This window comes from Lactiplantibacillus sp. 7.2.4, assembly GCF_018991185.1.
GTDB lineage: Bacteria > Bacillota > Bacilli > Lactobacillales > Lactobacillaceae > Lactiplantibacillus > Lactiplantibacillus pentosus.
This window is the reverse complement of record NZ_JAGYGS010000011.1, coordinates 1-21,637: the sequence shown is the minus strand read 5'-3', so window position 1 is coordinate 21,637 and position 21,637 is coordinate 1. Positions and strand designations below refer to the sequence as shown.

Here is a 21,637-nt window from a genome sequence, read left to right as displayed (position 1 = left end):
GACATCGTCCCGGCCTCGTTTGGTCATCATCACATGGACTCAACCAACAAAAGCGCCGCTGCAATTCGACTCAGCGAGTCCTTGCAGCGGCGCTTTTCAGTTACGACAGCTTATTTGAAACTGTTGATTTGACTGGGCTTAAGTTCCTGCCATTTGTTCGAATAGAAGTTGTCATTAATGTGATAATGAACAGGCTTCGTCTTCTTGGTTAGGAACGGATCAACTTTTTGGTCGACCGCTAACCAGCCCCGCCAACCAAGATGAATGGTATCAGTCATGAAGTAATCTTGATTGCCATCTTGGGTCAGGTCCAAGATGTTATTAAACCCTTGGCTACGAAGTTGATACTGAATCTTTTGATCAAACTGCCCAATCATCTTCATGGACAGGCCGGTGTATGAGGCCCAGCGCTGATTGATTGGCGGAATGATGAACAAGACATCAGTATGCGTCTTCGCGAACTGATTCAAGACTAATTGGAAATCGGCAAATTCTGGTGACTTCGTGTAATTCAAGTGACGCTGCGAATCCTTAAGGCGCTTGTAGTTACGTTTGAGCTTCGTGTTCCAGAATTGATTACTAATTTCCAGATCATTAGAAGTCGTTTGTGCAGCCCCAATCTTTCCAGCTAACTGGTCCAATTGGTTAAAGTTATACGTCGATGGCAGCTTCTTGGCTTGCGCATTGACCGTATTCAAGTTCTTGCCTGAAATTCCAAAGCGTGAGAAGAATTCATCCTCACTACCGAGCACCCGAGCCTTATAATTGATATAAGCCATTTGGGCACTGGTTGGCTTGAACCCAGCGGCCACGCGGGCTAAGGCACCTTCCAAAACTCGGTCCGATGAACCAGACGGCATTTGTAGCAGACGTTGTGCCGCATAACGGTCCATTTCGGAATTATGCTCATCTTGTAGCCAGTCGATGGTCTGCAATGGTGAGTAGTAGTACGTAAAGGCATCTTTTCGCGTACCTTGTGGGACAAACCATTGTGGCGAAATTACAAAGACAGCCTTCTTATTTGTAATCTGCTTTTTCACGGACTGCATCGCGAAATACTGGGTCAGTGACTGGGTCCCCCGGGCACCGAGCAAGAATGGCCGGTAACTCCGGTGATACTTTTCTGCCAGTACGGACGGATGCATGGGATCAAATCGCGACCATTCCGATGAACCGAAGAATGGCACATAACCATCACTCAAGGCTTGGCGCTTCACTAATCGGCCCTTTAAGACATTGGACGAAAGTGAGACGGCAGCCGATTTTTCGGTCTCCTTGGAGATGTGATTTAATCCGAATGAGAACGGTGAAAGCAGTACGGCCAATAATAAGACAGCTGCCAAAATAATTGGCCCAAAAATCTTAAAAAGGCGTGTGGAGACCTTCATTGCAAGTTCTCAACCTTGGATACGATTTTAGCCGGTGTGTCCCATTCTGACCGTTGAAATTCAGAGACCGGCACTTCGATACCTAATTGATTTTGAAGTTCCAATAATAATTGAACAGAACCCATTGAGTCCAGGATTCCTTCATCAAACAAGTTGACGTCCATATTGCTTGAAACGTCTTCCCCTGTTAAATCCGCTAAAATTGATAAAACTGTTGCTTTTGTATCATCCATAGTTATTACGCTCCCTTAAGTGTACTTAATTTATGGCCGGCCGCCGAAGAATAACGTGTTCAGGAATCCTGAGAAGATCAAGAAACTGAAACAAACGACGTTGAACGTGAGAAAAATCGCGAAGTATTCGGTGAATTTGTTGGATGGCAACTGCGCTTGATGCTTCTTCTTGTAGCGCAACCAAGCATCGTTGATGACCATCGCAAAGCCATGGAATAGCCCATAGACGATGTAGTACCACGTTTCCCCGTGCCAAAACCCCATGATCAACATATTAATGACATAACAAACATTGGCCGTCGTGATCCGACTCTTGAAGACTTTGTGCTTCATCATAAAGAAGACGAGGCGCATGTAGATAAAGTCGCGGAACCAGAAGGACAACGTCATGTGCCAACGATTCCAGAAGTCCTTGATATTTTTCGACTTGAACGGCTGATTAAAGTTCATTGGCGTTTCAACACCCATCAGGTAGCTGACCCCAACGGCAAATAAACTGTAGCCGGCAAAGTCGAAGAACAAGTCCATACTGTAGACATACATCACACCGACTAGCGCCCAGGATAACCCGTGAGCTTGCAGTGCTGCGTGTTCGACAACTGGTAGCATCCGCGTCCCAAAAATATAAGCCAAGATAAACTTATACAGGAATCCTAAGAAAATGTAGCGAATCCCCTTTTCGACTAATCCCAAGTACTTTTCACGGTTCGGTACACTGTCATAATCTTTGACAAACCGCCGATACCGATCAATTGGCCCGGAAGAAATCGTTGGGAAGAACAGTAGGAACTGCCCAAACAGGACGGGATGGAACTCCTTAATCACACCATCACGCGTTTCCATGATCATCTGAACGACTTTGAACGTCAGATAGGAAATCCCCAAGAAACCGATGATGGAATTCGCACCGTGGGCGACCGCTGGCGTGATTTTGACGACGGCTAGTGGAATAATCGCTAAAATCACACTGACGACGAACACCCACCCTTTATTCGGTGAATCTGGTCGTTGTCGATACTTGGAATACAACCAGACCAGGGCGATTTGATAAATCAGATATACAATTAGCGCAATCCCAGTACGCCACTTGACCCCACCAAACGTTAACATCAAGAAAATGAAGGAAATCAGTGACTCGTACCAGTGTGAACGCCGACCATATAACAAACCGATCATTAACGGCACCAACGCGATAAAGAGCAGCACAAAGTACGTTGGGTTACCGTACGGGTCAAATGAAATCATTCTGGGTTAACCTCTTTAATAATCGACTTGACATCAATCTTACCGTTAGGCGTTAATGGCAAGCTCGTTTGATAGACGAACCGTTGTGGAATCATGTATTCCATCATCATTCCTTGCAGGTCCTTCTTGATCGCGGTCGTCAACGCAAAGTCACTTTCAAAGTCATTTGGCTTTGGCACGACATAGGCAATCATTTGGGTCACTTTGTGCTCTTTATCATATTTTGGTACGGCCACAGCTTGTTTGATGTGACGTTGTTGTGCTAAGAAGTGGTCGACTTCTTCTAATTCGATTCGGTAACCGTGCATTTTAATCTGGAAATCGACCCGGCCGCGGTAACGGAATAACCCGTCCGCGTCCATCGTGCCAATATCACCAGAATGGTAAGCACGTTGCCCGTCCAATTCGAAGAACGCTTTGGCCGTCTTCTCAGGATTGTTTAAATACCCCTTAGAAACGGATGGCCCGGCAATGATCAGCTCACCTTCCGTCCCATTCGGTACTGGCTCGCCATTATCATCAACGACCAACATCTGCGTATCTGCCTTCGCATAACCAATTGGTAACCGGTCGTACTTGGCGAGTGCTTGGTTGGTGATTTCGATTTGGGTGACCGCGACACAGGTTTCCGTTGGCCCATAAGTGTTAAAAATCCGGGCATCTGGGAACCGCTTCTTTAAGGCCGCCGCTGTCTTGTGGGTCAATTCCTCACCACAGAATAAGAAGTACGTCAAACTTGGTAAATTCTCGGCGTTAAACTGTGGTTCCAACAAGCAGATATCCATGAAGGAAGGCGTTGAGACCCAGACATTGATCGGCAACGTTGGTAGCGCGGCAAATAACTGTTTGAAGTCATCAGTCACGGCTTTTGGCAACGCGTATAACGTGCCCCCTAAAGCCAATGTTGGATAGACATCCATCACTGACAAGTCAAAGGAATACGGTGGTTGTGATAAGGAATTCGGTTGGTCTGGTAACCCAAAGTCGTCGCTTAACATCCAATCCACGTAGCTGACCAGATTGTCGTGACTGATCTGAACCCCTTTCGGCATCCCCGTCGTTCCGGACGTAAAGATAATGTAGTAATTATCATCGCCACTAACGACGTGGTCCGCCTGATAATCGACCGGCGTTGCGAAGATCGCGTCCAATTGGTCTGGCGTAATCACCGGTGTCGTCCCAACCCCCGTTGGTAAATCGACCACCGCAATGACGGCTGCTGGTTTGGCAATCTCATTAATCATCGTGAGCCGTTCATTTGGTGAATGCGTATCGATTGGAATATACGCCCGGCCGGATTTGACCACGCCCAAGAAGGTCGCAATCATTTCAAAAGTCTGACCACCAAAGACAATGATTGGATCCTTAGCTGGTAAATCTAGCGTATCAAGATGCGCCGCCAGAGCATCAGAGTATGCCTTTAGTTCAGCATACGTGTGTGTGGTCCCCTGCACGTCATAGACCACTTTGTCGGGTTGTGTCCGTGCATAATCATCGATGGTTGTAATGATATTCTTAATCATAATTAAAACTCCCCCCAAACAATACTGTTACGGTACCTAATTAAAATTCGTTGTAAATAAATTTCGCTTGGTTGATTCCGCTATACCCATACAGATAAACCAAGGCAAGCATGACAGCAAAATAGAAGACTGTAAGTGCAATGAATTGAACAACCGGCCGTTGAAACCAAGCTTTCAACTTTGCAAACATGCTTTCACCTCCCCTAATATCACGAAATACGTTATTTGATACTACCATTCATTAAATCGGCAAAAATTTTATTAGCTGCAGGCTGAATTGGTGCAGCTTTCCGATAATAATTGCTCATTAAGACGACCCCGGTCTTGCCATCCGGTGACAAGAAGACGCTTGATTCATAACCATAGCCCAGTCCGTGCGACCGGATCCCATTGCTAATGTTATAAACCCCGCCACCATATTCACCAGTTGCAGTCCGGGTGTGTAAAATTGCCACATCCTTTTTAGGAAGCAATTTACCTTTCAAAATCGCGCTTTCGACTGTAAATAAGTCGTGAACGCTCATATAAACTTGTCCTGTGCCTAACTCATTGGCCATCTGTGCCTTAGTTTCTGGCATTGTTTCTTGATAATCTGGAACCGTTTGATCAGCCGGTCCGCGATATCCGGTCGTGGCGCGTTGGCCTTGACCATGAATCAGAAAACCAGTCGATTGTAAGTCCAACTTATCAATAAACCGTTCCGTGAAGAAATGTTGATAACTTTCCCCCGTGACTTGACGAATAATACCCGCCAATAGTAAGAAATTGACCGATGAGTAATTCGAGATGCCATTCTTGTCTGGATAATAGTAGACATTATGTTTCGCGTAATCAATGACTTTATTCTCCGGCAAGTACTCCTTTGACCCGTTCTTAAGTCGAAATCCCGTGGTCATATCCAACATCTGCCGAATCGTCGTTTGACGACCGTGCTTGAGTGTTGGATAGTACATCGAAATCGGGTCAGTCAACTTAATTTTCCCCGCTTTGACGAGCTGCATAATACCAACGGCCGTCATCGATTTTTGAATCGATAAAATCTGATACTTAGAATCGACTTGATTACGTTCGTTTTTCGCTTTGTTCGCGTAACCAAAGGCCCGTTGGTAAATGACGTGGTCGTTCTTGACGACCAAGGCTGAACCAACAAAATGGCTTAGATTGAGTATTTTAGTAATCTGTTGATTCGTATCCTGGTTGTTTGAAAACGAGGTCTGATTAACCTTTTGACTCAAGATACTGTCTTTCAAGGCTGCTTTTTTGTTACGCGCCTTTTTGGTTTGTTGTTTCTTAGCAATTGCGGCCTGTCGCTCGGTATGATAGACATAGTAGCCGCCCCCAGCACCAACAATCAGCAGTCCAAGCAAAACTGTGACTAAAAGTTTGCTTCGCTTCACAATGATGAACCTCCCCATTAGCTATCAATTACGAACTGATTGGTGATATTAGCGCTATTTGCTAATAGGACGCTAAGTTCAAATATCAGTGTACCAACCGAACAGGTGCTTGTACGGGCGATACCTCAAAAAGAACAAAAACCTGCATTTGCGTGTCTGAACATGACATATTTGTAACGGTTTTGTAACATCAACGTTAGGCCCCCACACTTTAACGACGTATTACTTCACCTCCTTGACTAATTCTAGCACTCACGATTCACGAGATGACAGGATAATGTAACCGTTTGAGCAAAAACCGCGCTACTGAAAAGTTAGTTAATAAACAGAGTGGTCTCACTTTACAAGGCCACGAAAAAAAGCAGTCGGTCACCCTTCATTTTCATGAAAGATGATCGACTGCTACTTGTACGATTCTGGAATGAATTGACTGGTGTTAAACACCGCGTAACTTATCGAAGAGTGAACTCTTGCCGTTACCGGCGACCGTTTTACCGCTGGCTTTGGCAAAACTCTTCAACGCTTCTTTTTGGCCTTTGTTCAAATGGCTAGGCGTTTCAATGTTGACCGTGACCCGTTCGTCACCGTTCCCGTTACCACGTAAACGTGGCGCACCCTTGCCACGAAGCCGGAAAGTCGTTCCCGTCTGAGTTCCAGCCGGAATCTTCAACTTAACGTCACCGTGAACCGTCTTGACTTGAACTTCATCACCCAAGGCCGCTTGAACAAAGTCGATTGGCAACTTGAAGTAGATGGTCGCGCCATCCCGTTCAAAATCCTTGCTAGGTTCAACTCTAAAGATGATGAACAGATCCCCGTAAGGACCACCGTTCGTCCCGGCTTCACCTTGGTTTTGAAGACGCATTTGTTGGCCTTCTTCAACCCCAGCTGGAACCGTCACTTTGATGGAATGGCTTTGTTCAGTATGGCCAGTCCCACCACAAGTGGCACACTTGTCCTTGATTTCCTTACCAGTCCCATGACAAACGTCACAGACTTGTTGGCTCATCATCCGACCAAGTGGGGTATTCGTCTGAACTTGAATGTACCCAGCACCATGACACTTCGAACAAGTTACTGGCGAAGTCCCTGGCTTAGCACCAGTACCTTCACAAGTCTTACATTGTTCTTCGCGATTATAAGTGATCGTGGTCTTCTTGCCGAAGATGGCATCTTCAAACTTCAGTGACATCTCATATTGTAAGTCGCGTCCCTGTTGCGGACCAGCTGGATTAGCTCGCCGTGAGCCACCAGCACCGCCACCGAAAAACGAACTGAAAATATCTTCGAAGCCACCGCCACCGAAGCCGCCAAAGTCTTGACCACCAAACCCACCGGCACCACCGCCGAAGCCTTGTTGGCCACCAGTTGACCCAAATTGATCATACTGAGCCCGTTTTTGGGCGTCACCGAGTGTTTCGTACGCTTCGTTGACTGCTTTGAATTTTTCTTCCGCGCCAGGTTCATGGTTCAAATCAGGATGATACTTCTTCGAAAGCTTCCGATACGCTTTCTTGATTTCGTCCTGACTGGCATCCTTTTCAACACCCAGAACCTTATATAAGTCTTGCTCTGCCATTGTAACCTCCTAATGAACCTTAAATTAAGTCTCATTAATACTAGCATATTTGAACTAAAAAGGCCAAAGCCACGTGGCCTTGGCCTTTTGTTCTGACGATTTTACTTCTTGTCCTTGTCTTTATCCAAGTCTTCAAAGTCACCGTCAACCGTGTTGTCATCACCGCTCTTGGCTGAATCTGTGTTACCAGCGGCACTGCCGTCAGCACCAGCTTGACTACCCTGAGCTTCTTGAGCTTGTTGATACAACTTAACGGATAAGTCCTGAACGATCTTGTTCAAATCATCCTTCTTGGCCTTCATTTCGTCAATGTTGTTATCGTCTTGTGCCTTCTTCAAAGCATCGCGAGCATCTTGTGCCTTCTTAACTTCGTCTTCAGAAACTTTACCTTCAAGTTCCTTCAAAGTCTTGTCAGTCGTAAAGATCAATTGGTCAACTTCGTTCTTCAAGTCAACTTCTTCTTTACGCTTCTTGTCGGCATCTTCGTTTTCCTTGGCTTCCTTGACCATTTGATCGATTTCGTCGTCAGAAAGACCCGATGAACTCTTGATGGTAATCTTTTGTTCTTTGTTCGTACCCATATCCTTAGCAGAAACGTTCACGATACCGTTCTTATCAATATCGAACTTAACTTCGATTTGAGGAACCCCACGAGGCGCAGCCGGAATATCCGTTAATTGGAACCGACCGAGTGTCTTGTTGTCAGCCGCCATTGGCCGTTCACCTTGTAAGACATGAATGTCAACAGCTGGTTGGTTATCGGCTGCCGTACTGAAGACTTGGGATTTGCTAGTTGGAATCGTCGTGTTACGATCGATCAACTTAGTGAAGACCCCACCTATGGTTTCAATACCAAGTGAAAGTGGCGTTACATCAAGTAAAACAACGTCCTTAACATCACCGGTAATCACACCACCTTGAACTGCGGCACCTAAAGCAACCGCTTCGTCAGGGTTGATGGAGTGGTTAGATTCCTTGCCAGTCCACTTTTCAACGGCTTCTTGAACGGCTGGAATCCGAGTAGAACCACCATTTAAGATAACAACGTCTAAGTCGCTAGCGGATAAATCAGCATCCTTCAACGCATTTTCAACTGGGATCCGTGTCTTTTCAACTAAGTCAGAAGTCAATTCGTTGAATTTGGCACGCGTTAACGTGGTTTCCAAATGCAATGGGCCACTGGCACCAGCGGAAATGAATGGTAAGCTGATTTGTGCTTCAGAAACCCCAGAGAGGTCCTTCTTCGCTTTTTCAGCAGCATCCTTTAACCGTTGTAAGGCCATCTTGTCTTGTGACAAGTCGACACCGTTGTCAGCCTTGAAGTTGGCAATTAACCAGTCGATGATCTTTTGGTCAAAGTCGTCACCACCAAGGTGAGTATCACCATTCGTTGATAACACTTCGAAGACCCCGTCGCCTAATTCCAAGATGGAGACATCAAAAGTCCCACCACCAAGGTCATAAACTAAGATTTTTTCATCTTTGTCGGTCTTATCCAAACCATATGCCAAAGCAGCGGCAGTTGGTTCGTTAATAATCCGTTCAATGTTTAAACCGGCAATCTTACCAGCATCCTTAGTGGCTTGCCGTTGTGCATCGTTAAAGTAAGCAGGTACCGTAACGACCGCTTTTTCAACTGTGTCGCCAAGGTAGTCTTCAGCAAAGCCCTTGATGTATTGTAAGATCATCGCTGAAATTTGTTGTGGCGTGTAGTCTTTACCTTCGATAGAAACTTTGTACCCTGCTTCACCCATGTGACGCTTGATTGAAGCAACCGTATTTGGGTTGGTGATCGCTTGCCGCTTAGCAACTTCACCAACTTGAGTTTCGCCATCTTTGAAAGCAACTACTGATGGCACCGTCCGGCCACCTTCAGGAGTCGTGATAATTTTAGGTTCTGTACCTTCAAGAACCGCTACCGCAGAGTTAGTAGTCCCGAGGTCAATCCCGATAATTTTATTACTTGCCATAAATTAACAAACCTCTTTTAAATTAATTTTATTTTTTGATTTATTGTGCCACAACGACCATCGCTGGACGGAGGGTCCGATCTTTCAACAGGTAACCCCGTTGTAAGACTTGAACCACCGTATCAGCTGGGTGATCATCATCGACCGGCACTGTTTGAACAGCTTGGTGAACGTTTGGATCAAACTTTTCACCCGCAGCCGCAACTTCAGTGACCCCATGTTTCTTCAAAGCATCTTGTAGATGACCATAGACCATCTCAACACCCTTCTTCAACTGTTGGGCCGCTTCATCGTCCGCTTCAGTTGCCAACGCCCGTTCCAGATTATCTAGAACGGGTAAAACGTCTTTTGCGAGAGCCTGACCGTCATACTTGAGCAACGCCGCTTGTTCTTTCTTGTTGCGGTTTTGCATGTTAACGATTTCGGCCTGTGCGCGTAGTAATTGATCGTCTTTATCAGCTAACTGCGCTTTTAAATCAGCAATTTGCTGCGCTTGTGGGTCAACTTGAGTGGCTTTTGCAGTTTGCTCGGCTTGCTCAGTTGCACTCGTTGCTGCCTTTGCAGTTTCACTGGCAGTTGAAGTTGTCGCTGAATCAGTGGACGTCGACTGAGTCTCCTCAGACGTCGCACGCGTTGATTTTTTTGCCAATGTTTTCATCTCCCTGTCCGTCACTCGTCAAAGTACCGGTAGTAATCTAATAATTTGCGGGCCAGTTCACGCTGGAACGCGCCCATCAGTCCAATCATCCGCGAGTACGGCATTGCAGTCGGTCCAAGCAGTGCAATGACCCCTTGACCGTGCTGATCAACATCGTAAGTCGCCGTGATTAAACTGTAGTTCTTCAGCAAATCGTTGGTGATCTCATTACCGATACGCACTTGAATGTGCTGACCAGGTGGGCCAATCACATTAGCTAAGCGATCTGTTTGATCCAGTAACGAGTACAATGACCTTAATTCCTTAGGGCTCTGCTGGTCAGTATAGTTGAATAGATTCAACTTACCGCCAACATAGAAGCGCTCAGAAGCTGCCTTGGACAACACACTGCCAAAGATATCTAAGAACCCATCTGGATCTTGCAAGTACTGTGCAAGCTTCATTGGAATCTCATGATTCAATTGACGGAGGACGTCTTGTAACGGCAGGCCAACCAGTTGATCATCGATAAAGCGAACGACTGGCTCGAGCTCGTCTCCCGAAATATCATTAGGAATCGTAAACGTCTGGTTCTCGACATCACCGTTATTCGTCACCAGAATAGCCATGACCTGGTGATTACCTAATGGCACCAATCGAAATCCACTTAAGCGACTGTCCTTTAACTCTGGTCGCAACGTAAAAGTCGTGTAACTCGTGAGCTGTGATAAAATATCCGCTGACTGAGCCACGATTTCATCAATCTTATGAAACTCGCCACCTAGCGAATGTTGAATCACCTTCAAGTCTTGGCTATCAACCTTTTCGGGTTTCAAAATATGATCAACATAGTAGCGATACCCTTTGATCGATGGAATCCGACCTGAAGACAAATGCGTTTTGACGATTAACCCTAAGTCTTCCAAATGCGCCATTTCATTACGAATCGTTGCCGAACTGACCTTCATCGGTAGTTCTTGAACCAACGTTTTGGAGCCGACTGGATTACCGCCCTCGGTATAGTCACGGACAATTGCCGTTAAAATTAGGCTTTGTCGTTCAGTTAACGTGATCATCACCTCTTTTTAGCACTTAACTTAATGGAGTGCTAACACAATTACTAATATAACAACCCCCCCGACGAAAGTCAAGGGAAGACAAAGTATTTCTGGAAAAGAATGTCACTGATTTCATTTCAAAAACCATTGCCATGTAAAGGCTGGCTTCACCTTGATCAGCTTTAGCACTCCTAACCTTCGAGTGCTAATATACACCCTTTAATTAGGCAATGCAAGCGGGATGCCTGTATCGTGTTTGCTAGTTTGTCGGTCCCGAGTTGACGGTCTTAAACGCACCGCTTGTCTCGGTCGTTCAAGCATTATCAGCAATTTTAAATTAGCAAGCCAACCTTCAAACAAAGCGCCAACTAAAAAACTCCCAGAAATTATTCGTTTCCGAGAGTTGAGCTTGATTTCAACCAAGCGCCGTCGTTGACTAGTCTAGCGTTCCGCCTTATTGATGGCGTGGTCGATCGTTTCATTATCAAATTGTTCTTGTAAATAAGCTTCATTATCAATTGGCAAGTGCACGTGGAAATCAGCAAAATGTTGCACTTTCAACGTCGCTTGCGCAATTTCAAAGCCCAGTAAGTGGCCGCCTAATTGGTGATCAGCACTGAGAAAATGCAAATGGAAGCCACCTACCGTCGCGCCCTGGAACAAGTGTGGTGCATAGTAGCCAATGATCGTGCCATCGACGTTTTCACCGGTAAATTCTGGTTGGGTCGCCGTTGCTTCAACCAATGTCTTGTAAGGCGGTTCCTGCCGTGGCGCAACCCGGGTCTTGACCTTAGCAAACGTCCCGTCGACACGAATCGCAGCAAAGACGTTGGTCAACCGGTAATCACGAATCACTTGTTGTTCAAAGTCAGCTTGCTTCAGGTCAGCAAGTTGTGCACTGATCGTTGGCTTTTCAAAGTGCACCGATGCAAATGGCAAGGTCTCATCAGCCGCAATCTCGCGGATCTGACCATCTTCACGTGCCTGATAAGCATGGCCATCCAAAATAATGACCTCTCCGTTCAACCCGTCCAACGTCCCGATGCCCGTGTCTCCATGCGTTAAGAGTTCACCAGCCGTAATCGTGCCATCAAATAAACCAGGAACGAGTAAACCGAGTGTGCCGTGTTGAAAAATTGTGCTTGTATCCATCATCTATGCCTCCAATGAATTTGATTGTGCTGTCACTTGTAACCGTGGTGTTGCTTGGAATGGGTGTGCGTCGTAATAATCACGCGTCGCTTGTTCGTCATGTTTTAACTGCTCGACAAGCGCATCCGCGCCGGAAAATTTAATTTCCCCGCGCATTCGGTGACCCCACCGAACGGTCAAATGCTGACCGTATAAGTCACCATGAAAATCGAGCAAATAAATTTCAACGGTAATCGGCCGATGATCGCCGAACGTGACGTTGCGCCCAACTGAGGCCATCCCCATCACCCATTGACTGCCCGTTTTGACCATCGTCGCATAAATGCCGATTCCCGGCACTCTGGTATTCGAATCATGCGCCACGTTGGCAGTCGGAAATCCAAGCGTCCTTCCACGGGCTTCACCATGGACGACCTCACCGGCAGTTTCATATTGATAGCCTAATAAACGGTTGGCGACGTCAATTTGGCCGTCATCCAATGCCTGTCGAATGCGTGTAGAGCTGATTTTTTCAGCATCCAATTCCGCTTTGGGCACTTCGATAATGTTAAACCGGTCGCGGCCATAGTCGTTGAGCCGTTGCATATTCGCGATATCAGCCGGACCATACGTGTAATCAAAGCCTGCGACGACGGTGGTGGCGTGTAGCCCCACAATCAGCTGATCGACGAACGTTTGCGGTGGCATGGCACCGACCGTTGCATCAAAATGCAGCACGTATAAAATGTCGACGCCTAGTTCAGCCATCAGCGTGGTCTTTTGGTCGATCGTGGTCAAATATCGCACCTGTTGCGGATCCGTGTGCTGAAAAACGACCGAGGGATGCTGGTCAAACGTCATCACTGCGAGCTTGGCCCCCTGAGTTTGGGCGGCTTGACGCGCAGTTGCGACAACTTGTTGATGTCCGCGGTGAACGCCGTCAAAAAAGCCGAGCGCCAAGACAATTGGCCCAGCGGGAATTTGGCTCGCCGCCACGGGGTACTTTAAATTAATCACCTGCATGACAAAAACTCCTTAATTGACCGCAAACATTTTAAACGGCTTGTACCGCTGTTCGTCCGGTCGATAACTATATAGACATTTTAGGCTGTTTTGGTAAACTAACGCAACCATCGTGTTCGCATCTGGTGCGGATTGTTGCCCCTCAGCGGCTGAAATTGGGGCACCGTTCTTAACACGCTGCCACTGTTCATCAGTCAGAGTCACCCGTGGGTATTGACTGAGCGCTTTGTCGATAGGTGCTAGCAATTCGCCAGCTGTCCCGGCATCTGCATGCGCCGCAATTTCTTCAAAAGTCACCGTTTCATCAAGGGTAAAACCGCCGCTCTTGAGGCGCGTCAGGTCACTCATGACGGCTGGAACCCCGAGTGCCCGGCCCACATCAACGGCTAACGTGCGGACGTAGGTCCCTTTACTGCAGGCGACCGTGAAATAAATCGTCTGCGTCTTGGCTTCTGAATCATAAGTTGCGGGCTGACGTTGTTTGAAGCTAGTAATCGTCACGTGCCGTTGCGGCCGTTCGACTGTCTCACCATGCCGGGCATAATCATAGAGCCGCCGTCCATTAACTTTGACCGCCGAAAACATGGGCGGGATCTGCGTGATCTCCCCCGTCATTTGGGCGAGTGCGTCATCGATCGCGGCATCAGAAAACGGGGCATCGACAGCTTGACGAGCGATTTCATCACCATCTAAGTCTTCAGTCGTTGTGGCGAAGCCCAGTGTAATACTGCCCTGATATTCTTTACCAGAAGCCACTAGAAATTGCACGACCTTGGTCGCATTCCCGATACAAATCGGCAAGACACCGTCCACACTTGGATCCAGCGTCCCAGAGTGACCAACTTTGCGGGTTTGATACAACCGCCGAATTTTTGCAACGCAGTCAAAACTAGTCATTCCGCGTGGTTTATATAATGGTAGAATCCCGTTTAACATAAAAAACTCCTCTAATAATCGTTCATTTAATCGTTTCGGTTAGATTAATGGTATTTTGTTCTCATCCGGATTAATCACTGTTCTCGCTAAGTCAGCTGCTGACCTACCATCGCTAATGCGGTCATGGCACCACGAAAAGCAGATTAATCGACATTTTTCAGTATACCACATCCACCCAATATGTAAGCGGATTAATACGTGAATTCATCGTATCCACTGATTAGCCTTTACTAGCTACTGTCCGACCTAGTTGCTCACTCACCGCACAAAAACCGCGCTAATTTAGAGCAAGCGCGGTTATGATGTGATCGATATTAGTCATTTAATGGCAATGATACATTGTGAGCTGGCACTAAAGATGGTTAAAACGTACCATTTTGTTGGATTACTGTTCGTCAGCCGATGCGCTTCCTAGTCCGACTTCCGGGGCCGGCTGACAACGCTGGAACAGGGCGGATATCGATTTGAACTCACGCAGAAACCCACTGTGCAATTTCAAATACGAGTCTTCTTCTAGCCCGGGAAACCCGCCCGGACAAGAAGAATTTCGCCCTTGAGCATTGTCCGCCAGCCCCTACAGTCGGGAAGCCACTCGAATGGCAGATGAACGACCACTTATCTGGGTGCAATTGACCATTGAATATTAAAAGACGGGCCCTTCATGCGAACTTTGAACAACAACATTGATGATAATTTGTGGTGCTCATTTACCAGTAAGTCTGAAGATTATCACTTGATTCAATGGAAATTAGGCTAAAAATCAGACGATAAAATTGCCATCAGTGTAGAATTTGAGGTTTTAACGGTTGCGTCGACAAAGAAAGTTCCGTTAATGTTCAGCTATGCTGATGGTTCATCGTTTTACAGCACGGATAAGTCAGTTTGAATATTAATGAAAATTAGTGAAATTTGTCTTACCGGCGAATATCAAAATGGCTGTTATTAAGTGTCAACGACCATTCCATTAAAAGGTTGGGTCCACACATATCTGCCTTTCGAATACCATCCAGGCTGGAAGGTATTTCTGACAATGCTCAGCGTTTTTCAGAGTGTGAGGTTCAGACGGGCTGGGACTGAGGATTAGCCTAGCTAGAGCGTTAAGCGGTGAATTTCCGCTTGGCGCTCTAGCTAGGCTAATCCTCAGTCCCAGTCTGACCCGAACACGTTTCATCCATACTGCAGCTAACGTGAAAGACCAGTATTTAAGACGTGGGTTCTCGGCTTAAATCTGTGTCCATCGCGTTCCAGCGTTGTCAGAAATGCCTGGAGGCCGGTATAGGACGTTTCTATCGCTGAAATTTTACGTAAACTCGAGCCGTTTCCAGCGGGCCTCAGCTGGCTGCTTTTGAACTTAAGAATTGGGATCTTTTAACCATTATTCATGACGCACAAGCCGTGATACTTATTCAGCCTGCCGTACCGCACGCTGATCGCTGAGCCAGTCCTGAATCTGTTCAGCAATTTGCGCGGGCGTCAATTGGTCGGTGGCGATCGTTAAGTCGGCGACATCGGCATATAACGCTTGGCGACGCCGTTTGAGCGCGAGTAGGCTTGTCTGGTCTAATTGATTGACTAGTGGCCGCCCGGAATCTTGTTGGACCCGCTGAATAATCGTGTCATCATTTGCAGTTAACCAAATGACGGGTACCGTACTTTGTTTTAGACTAACCGCATTCATCGCAATCGTCGGTGTACCGCCACCGGTTGAAAGCACCCCGGTTGCTTGAAGCGCACGCAACAGGGTTTGGTGTTCTAACTGTCGGAAGTAGGCCTCACCCTGTTCAGCAAAAATCGTCGTAATTGGCCGCCCCGCTTGTTGGACGATCAAGTCATCCAAATCCGCGTGGGCAGTTGCTAGACTGCGCGCTAGAATCCGGCCGACCGTTGTCTTGCCACTACCCATAAATCCAATTAAAATTGCTTGCATCATTAATTAATTCCTCCTCACGATCTGGTATCCGGCTGTTGTTAATAAAGTTGCCGCCTCATTTTGTGCAACGGCATCGTTGAACGTCAGCTGTAAAACGCCGTCGATTTCTTCTCGAATTTCTAAAATATGAATATTCACCAAGCTCAACTTCGCAGCTGCCAAACGTTGAGTGACATCCGCAATCGCCCCAACCTGGTCCGGCACATTCAAAAACAGGTCATAAAAGTTAGGTAGCCCACCCAGTTGTTCGGGTCCAAGTCGGTCACAGGTGACTTTGGCCGTCGCAAAAAACTCATGAACACGAGTCGCATCTTGATGAGTGATGGCCGTCTTAATGTCACTCAATTGGTCAATATAACCCTGCAATTCACTGGTTACAAGTTCAGCGTTAGTGGCCAAAATCGCCGTCCACATCGTCGGATCAGAACTGGCAATTCTGGTAATGCTTTTAAAGCCACCGGCAACGAGTCGCAAGCCTAATGGTGAATCGGCCAACACCTGTTGGGTCTGATTGACGAGTGCGGCGGCAACCACGTGCGGCAAATGGCTCAACTGGCCCACGATTCGGTCGTGTTGGCGCGCCGTCACCGTCAACCATTTAACCCGCGTCGCCGACAGTAACGTTTGTAATTGCGTCACGACGGTATCGGACGTGCGACCAGGAATCAAAAAGTAAAAGGCATTCTCAAACAAATCCGCGCGACCGGCCGTCACCCCTGACTTATGCGACCCTGCCATCGGGTGACCACCGATAAAGTTGATCCCCCGTTGTTGTAACGGCTGTGCGGCTTGTACAACTTGTTGTTTGGTACTACCAACATCCGTGACCAGCACGTTGGGTTTCAGTGTTAAGGTCGCGAGCGTTTTTAAGTCTGCCACGATGACATTGACCGGTCCCGCCAACAAAATGACATCCGCTTGCAGTGCGGCAGCCTGCCAATCCTTAACGGCCGCATCAACGATGCCTTGCTGTTGGGCATAGCTCAGACTGGCGACATCGCAGTCACTCCCGAGTACCCGCATTTCCGGGTGAGCTTGTTTGATTGCTAATGCCAATGAACTACCAATTAAACCAATCCCCTTGACTAAGACTGTTGTCATACACGCACCCCCTGACAAAGCTGTGCTAAATCTTCAAAAAAGGTCGGGTATGAAATGTCGACTGCTTCGGCACCTGCGAGTTGCGTCGGTTGAGGGAACCGTAATGCCGCAATCGCCATCATCATGCCAATTCGATGATCACCATGACTATCCAAATTCTCTTTTGGTTGGCGCCAAGTTGCCCGACCATCAATCGTAAATCCATCCGGTTGGGCCGTAATTGCCACACCGAGTTTTTGCAACTCAGTCACGATAGTCGCGATCCGGTCCGTTTCCTTGACGCGCAATTCTGCAGCACCACTAACCGTACTGATACCATCCGCCGTGGCAGCTAACAAGGCCACTAATGGGAGTTCATCAATAATGGCTGGAATATCGACAGCCGTCAGCTGAATCGGATGCAACTGCGCACAGGATACTTCAATATCTCCCACTGGTTCAGTGGTTTGAGTTTACGGCGTTACGGTAACATGGCCACCCATCCGCTGCAAAACATTCAGTAGACCCGTGCGCGTTGGATTTAGTCCGACCTGGGTCAAGCGAATATGGGCTTTTGGCACGATGCTGGCGGCTGTCAGAAAAAACGCTGCCGAAGAAAAATCGCCGGGAATCTGCACCGTTTGACCCTGCAATTGTGGTTGTGGCGTTACGGTAATCGTACGTTCATCCGCCGCAGTTTCGATATGGCCACCAAATTGACGTAATAATCGTTCGGTATGGTCACGAGTCGGTAATTGTTCGACGATCGTACTGGGGCCGTCCGCTTGTAATGCCGCAAGGATCAGGGCACTTTTGACTTGCGCGCTAGCTACCTGCATGTCGGTATGACCACCGTGTAGTCGTTGCCCATTAATCCTCATTGGCAAATGTCCCGCCGTCAATTCAATTTGAGCACCCATCGCCTGCAAAGGTTGCCGGACGCGTTCCATTGGACGACGGCTCAGTGAAACATCTCCAATCAGTGTCGTTGCAAACGGTTGTCCGGCTAACAAACCGGCTAGTAGCCGAGTGGCCGTTCCCGCATTTCCCATATCTAGCGGCTGCTTGGGTTGGGATAACCCGTGTAACCCGCGCCCAGTAATCGTAACCGTCGTCCCATCGCGGTGAATCGGGACGCCTAACGCCTGCAGTGCAGTCAGAGTGGACAGACAGTCAGCAGCGGGTAAAAAGCCGTGGAGCGTCGTTGTCCCCTGACTGATGGCCCCTAAGATCAGACTGCGATGCGATAAACTCTTATCGCCAGGAACCGCTAATGTCCCGTGGAGGCCGATTTTGGGCGCTCCAGTTAATGTTTTCATCATCAATCATCATCCCTAATTAATTTGATAGACGCACCACACCATCGATGGTGTCAGGCGCGCGAGTTGGCGTTCATTGTGCGTTAATGTCACATTTTTTTCGTTGGTTAAGACGTAGGCGGCCTGATTTTCTTGATAGGCCTGATACGCTAAGTATTTACTGGCAGCAGTTTGGACTGTCACCCGCTGGACTAATCGTTTGAGCAATTGTGCTGTTGCGGCGTGCGTATAGCCAATCTGGTTGTCGGCATCTAACCGTTGGACAACCACTAAGGGATCCAGTTTGGTCATAAAACAATCGCACAATGTCAATTGATTCAGCAAAGCGTAGTGGACATCACCCCAGCTTGCATGCAGCGTTGGCGATTTGAAGGCCGCGGGTATCACGAGTTGCGCACCCTGGTAAGCATTCAGATTCGTCAAAATCGATTCAAAACTGGGATGGCCAACAATCGTCGCCTGCCCCTGCCAGACACGTTGGTTATAAGTCCGCGCTGCCGCGTAACTATCGGTCGCTGTGGGACCTAATGTATGAATTTCCATATTGTCGTCCTAATATTGCCGAAGTTCGTCGCGGTAGTCGGCCAACATCCGCTGCAGCCGTTGCAAGTTACTCCCATCAAACGTGGCGGTCAGCGCCCGTGCCAGTTCAATTGCGACGACACTCTCGACCACCAACGAGGCTGGCACGATGGCCGTCGTATCCGAACGTTCAACGCTAGCCTTTTGACGAACTTTAGTCGCAATGTCGACGCTTTGTAATGGCTTGTAAAGGGTTGGAATCGGCTTCATTGCGGCTTTGATCACAATTGGCATGCCATTCGTCATTCCGCCTTCAAAGCCGCCTAAATGATTCGTCAAACGGGACCAGCCGGCAGCCGTATCCCAGTCGATTTCATCCATCACTTGACTTCCGTATTGCCCAGCAGCCGTAAAACCATCACCGATCTCGACGCCTTTCATCGCGTTGACGCCCATGACAGCAGCTGCCAACTGCCCATCTAACTTGGTGTCCCAATTTGTGTAGCTCCCTAAGCCAGCAGGAATATTTTCTGCAACGACGCGAATCACGCCCCCGAGGGTATCACCGGCTTTCTTAGTCGCCGTGATGAGGTCATGCAGCGCTTCAACTTGATCGTTAGCTTCAATCCGCAAATCGTTTTGGCTCACTCGTGCTTGTAGTTGGCTGACAGTCAGGGTGCCATCGACTGGAATTTGTGTCGCGCCAATCTGTTGCACGTAACCAATTAGCTGAATGTCCAACTGCGCCAACAACTGTTTGCAAATCTGACCAATGGCCACCCGCATGGCCGTTTCACGAGCTGAGGACCGTTCCAACACGTTGCGCAGGTCGCGGTGCCCATATTTCATGCCACCAACCAAATCCGCATGACCGGGTCGTGGCCGTGTCACCTGTCGTAACGTATTGGTCGCAGTCGCAGGACTAAGTGGATCCATGATTGCTGACCAGTGCGCGTGGTCGCGGTTGGTGATGGTTAACGCGATCGGCGAACCTAGTGTCACACCATGTCGCACCCCACCGGTAATTTGAACCGTGTCGTGTTCGATTTGTTGGCGATTACCGCGGCCAAACCCACCCTGTCGCGCGGCTAACCCCGCATTGATGGCGTCGATATCTAATGAAAGTCCGGCGGGAATCCCGGTTAAAATGCCGCTCAATTGCGGGCCATGCGATTCTCCGGCAGTGACGTAGTTAATCATGATTAATTTCCTCCTTGTGTAAATCGTGCAAATCCGTCTGGTAAGCGCGTGAGTTGCGCATAATCGCTTGATAAATTGCTTGTAAGTACGGCGTGTGGGCCGTTTGTTTGCTCTTGGCGGCAACTTGATGTAACACCCGTTGTTCGCGTTGTTGATCTAGGACGGGCAACTGCTGCTGTTGTTTTAATTCACCGATTGCCGTGACCGTATCAAACCGCTCGTTGAGTAGACGGACGATCTGTTGGTCGATGTGGTTGATTCGCTGACGTTCTTGACTCAGTGACTTCGGACTGCGAATTGCCCAGGCCGCTAATCCCACGCAACCAATGCCGGCCACACCAATCAATAAATCGAACCGCATTGCCAACGCCACGTTTTGCTGTGACAGCCAGCCGGTAATTAACGGAATCGTGAAGGACGCAATGCTGCCAAACGTGAAGTAAATACCGGTGACGCGTCCCTTAACTTGCGGGTACAGCTTAATGAATAAGTTCAGTGCGACCTGCATCACACCACCAGCCGCAGTAAACCCGAATGCGAGTGCCGCAATCATTGACAGTCCAGCGATTGGACTGTAACAAATCACCAACAATGCAACTAAGGATCCGACATTCATCGCCACTAGTAATTTGGTCTCCGCCACACCGCGGCGTAATAACCAGAAAATCACGAGCACGCCGCTAATCGAACCGATGCTGTATAACGACAACAACCAATGTGCTAGTATCGCCGAAAAATGAAACGTGCGGGTCGCGAATAAGCTGATCCATTGCGTGTACAGAATCATGATTGCCATCGACGTGTAGCCGTATCCCGCAAGCCCAATCGTGGCCAGCCAACGCCGACCGTGACTGATTTGCTGACGAACGGCCAAGGCCGAAGCATTAGCTTGGTTACGAACGGGAAACTGCTGCCGATTAAGTAAAACGCCGTTGATGAGTAAAATGACCGCCGCCAACATGAACGACCACCCGTACCAAAGTTGCTGGGCTTCAAGGTTGGCAACCAGCAGTGGTAACAAGAATTCCCCAGCTGACATGAACGCTTTCAGTAAGACATTAGCAGAACCCTGGCGACCACCCATCTCGATAAACGTGGTATACGTGCCCGAGTCGAGGGCTGAATTCGCCACCCCGGCTAAAATTGCCAACCCATAAGCAACCTGAATGTTGGTCACTACGGCCATCCCGAGGAAGAAAATCAGGTAGCTCGCCATCCCGATGTTGACGAACACTTTACGGCCAAACCGGTCTGATAAGTTGCCCAGAATAAAGTAAGCGAATAATCGACCAATCCCGATTCCTGAAATAACGTAGGAAACTGTCGCTAACGGTGTTTGCCAATGCTGCCCTAGCGCTTGCATATTTTGCTTTAAAATAATCAAGCCGATGCCATGGACAAAATAGTTCAAGTAGAGACTAATTGATAACTGTCGTTGATGCATAAACCACCACTCCTTAATGGAA

The 21,637-nt window shown here is 48.0% G+C and carries 18 protein-coding genes and 1 pseudogene; all 19 read right to left on the bottom strand.

Features of this window, described 5'->3' with window-relative positions:
- Window positions 1-110: 110 nt before the first annotated feature.
- Window positions 111-1,388 carry a D-alanyl-lipoteichoic acid biosynthesis protein DltD gene (gene dltD / locus KGF70_RS05645; RefSeq protein ID WP_216767751.1) on the bottom strand — a complete coding sequence of 426 codons (1,278 nt, stop codon included), beginning with the start codon at window positions 1,386-1,388 and terminating at the stop codon, window positions 111-113.
- Window positions 1,385-1,627, bottom strand: coding sequence for a D-alanine--poly(phosphoribitol) ligase subunit DltC (gene dltC, locus KGF70_RS05640; protein ID WP_082230227.1), 243 nt, complete (start codon window positions 1,625-1,627; stop codon window positions 1,385-1,387). Before dltC ends, dltD begins: the two co-directional genes overlap by 4 nt.
- 24 nt (window positions 1,628-1,651) lie before the next feature.
- Window positions 1,652-2,866, bottom strand: coding sequence for a D-alanyl-lipoteichoic acid biosynthesis protein DltB (gene dltB, locus KGF70_RS05635; protein WP_216767750.1), 1,215 nt, complete (start codon window positions 2,864-2,866; stop codon window positions 1,652-1,654).
- Complete coding sequence (gene dltA / locus KGF70_RS05630) at window positions 2,863-4,389, bottom strand: D-alanine--poly(phosphoribitol) ligase subunit DltA (RefSeq protein ID WP_216767749.1); 1,527 nt, start codon at window positions 4,387-4,389, stop codon at window positions 2,863-2,865. Before dltA ends, dltB begins: the two co-directional genes overlap by 4 nt.
- Window positions 4,390-4,429: 40 nt before the next feature.
- The gene (locus KGF70_RS05625; protein ID WP_003638940.1) at window positions 4,430-4,579 is read right to left on the bottom strand and encodes a teichoic acid D-Ala incorporation-associated protein DltX; all 150 of its coding nucleotides are present in this window, start codon (window positions 4,577-4,579) and stop codon (window positions 4,430-4,432) included.
- 31 nt (window positions 4,580-4,610) lie between these two features.
- Window positions 4,611-5,804 (bottom strand): serine hydrolase, encoded by a 1,194-nt coding sequence (locus KGF70_RS05620; protein WP_152705317.1) that lies wholly within the window; start codon window positions 5,802-5,804, stop codon window positions 4,611-4,613.
- Between the two features lie 418 nt (window positions 5,805-6,222).
- Complete coding sequence (dnaJ, locus tag KGF70_RS05615; protein ID WP_003638942.1) at window positions 6,223-7,365, bottom strand: molecular chaperone DnaJ; 1,143 nt, start codon at window positions 7,363-7,365, stop codon at window positions 6,223-6,225.
- 101 nt (window positions 7,366-7,466) lie between these two features.
- Window positions 7,467-9,335, bottom strand: coding sequence for a molecular chaperone DnaK (dnaK, locus tag KGF70_RS05610; RefSeq protein ID WP_216767748.1), 1,869 nt, complete (start codon window positions 9,333-9,335; stop codon window positions 7,467-7,469).
- A gap of 40 nt (window positions 9,336-9,375) precedes the next feature.
- Window positions 9,376-9,984: a nucleotide exchange factor GrpE gene (gene grpE, locus KGF70_RS05605; protein ID WP_050338501.1), complete on the bottom strand. Its 609-nt coding sequence runs from the start codon at window positions 9,982-9,984 to the stop codon at window positions 9,376-9,378.
- Between the two features lie 20 nt (window positions 9,985-10,004).
- A complete protein-coding gene (hrcA, locus tag KGF70_RS05600; RefSeq protein WP_003638945.1) occupies window positions 10,005-11,048 on the bottom strand; it encodes a heat-inducible transcriptional repressor HrcA in 1,044 nt (347 codons plus the stop codon).
- Window positions 11,049-11,471: 423 nt separating this feature from the next.
- Window positions 11,472-12,182, bottom strand: a complete 711-nt coding sequence (gene budA / locus KGF70_RS05595) for an acetolactate decarboxylase (RefSeq protein WP_050338500.1) — start codon at window positions 12,180-12,182, stop codon at window positions 11,472-11,474.
- Between the two features lie 3 nt (window positions 12,183-12,185).
- Window positions 12,186-13,184 carry a riboflavin biosynthesis protein RibF gene (gene ribF, locus KGF70_RS05590; protein WP_105960980.1) on the bottom strand — a complete coding sequence of 333 codons (999 nt, stop codon included), beginning with the start codon at window positions 13,182-13,184 and terminating at the stop codon, window positions 12,186-12,188.
- Window positions 13,185-13,196: 12 nt separating this feature from the next.
- Complete coding sequence (gene truB / locus KGF70_RS05585) at window positions 13,197-14,120, bottom strand: tRNA pseudouridine(55) synthase TruB (protein ID WP_216767747.1); 924 nt, start codon at window positions 14,118-14,120, stop codon at window positions 13,197-13,199.
- 1,402 nt (window positions 14,121-15,522) lie between these two features.
- Entirely contained in the window at window positions 15,523-16,047 is a 525-nt protein-coding gene (locus KGF70_RS05580; RefSeq protein WP_105922319.1) for a shikimate kinase, read from the bottom strand.
- A 6-nt stretch (window positions 16,048-16,053) separates the two neighbouring features.
- Window positions 16,054-17,151 carry a prephenate dehydrogenase gene (locus tag KGF70_RS05575; RefSeq protein WP_216767746.1) on the bottom strand — a complete coding sequence of 366 codons (1,098 nt, stop codon included), beginning with the start codon at window positions 17,149-17,151 and terminating at the stop codon, window positions 16,054-16,056.
- A pseudogene (gene aroA, locus KGF70_RS05570) lies at window positions 17,148-18,452 on the bottom strand (3-phosphoshikimate 1-carboxyvinyltransferase). The gene KGF70_RS05575 and the pseudogene aroA overlap by 4 nt, the downstream one beginning before the upstream one ends.
- 12 nt (window positions 18,453-18,464) lie before the next feature.
- Window positions 18,465-18,992: an amino acid biosynthesis protein gene (locus KGF70_RS05565; protein WP_088771166.1), complete on the bottom strand. Its 528-nt coding sequence runs from the start codon at window positions 18,990-18,992 to the stop codon at window positions 18,465-18,467.
- A gap of 9 nt (window positions 18,993-19,001) precedes the next feature.
- Window positions 19,002-20,171: a chorismate synthase gene (gene aroC / locus KGF70_RS05560; protein WP_216767745.1), complete on the bottom strand. Its 1,170-nt coding sequence runs from the start codon at window positions 20,169-20,171 to the stop codon at window positions 19,002-19,004.
- Complete coding sequence (locus tag KGF70_RS05555; protein ID WP_216767780.1) at window positions 20,164-21,615, bottom strand: MFS transporter; 1,452 nt, start codon at window positions 21,613-21,615, stop codon at window positions 20,164-20,166. Before KGF70_RS05555 ends, aroC begins: the two co-directional genes overlap by 8 nt.
- Window positions 21,616-21,637 lie beyond the last annotated feature (22 nt).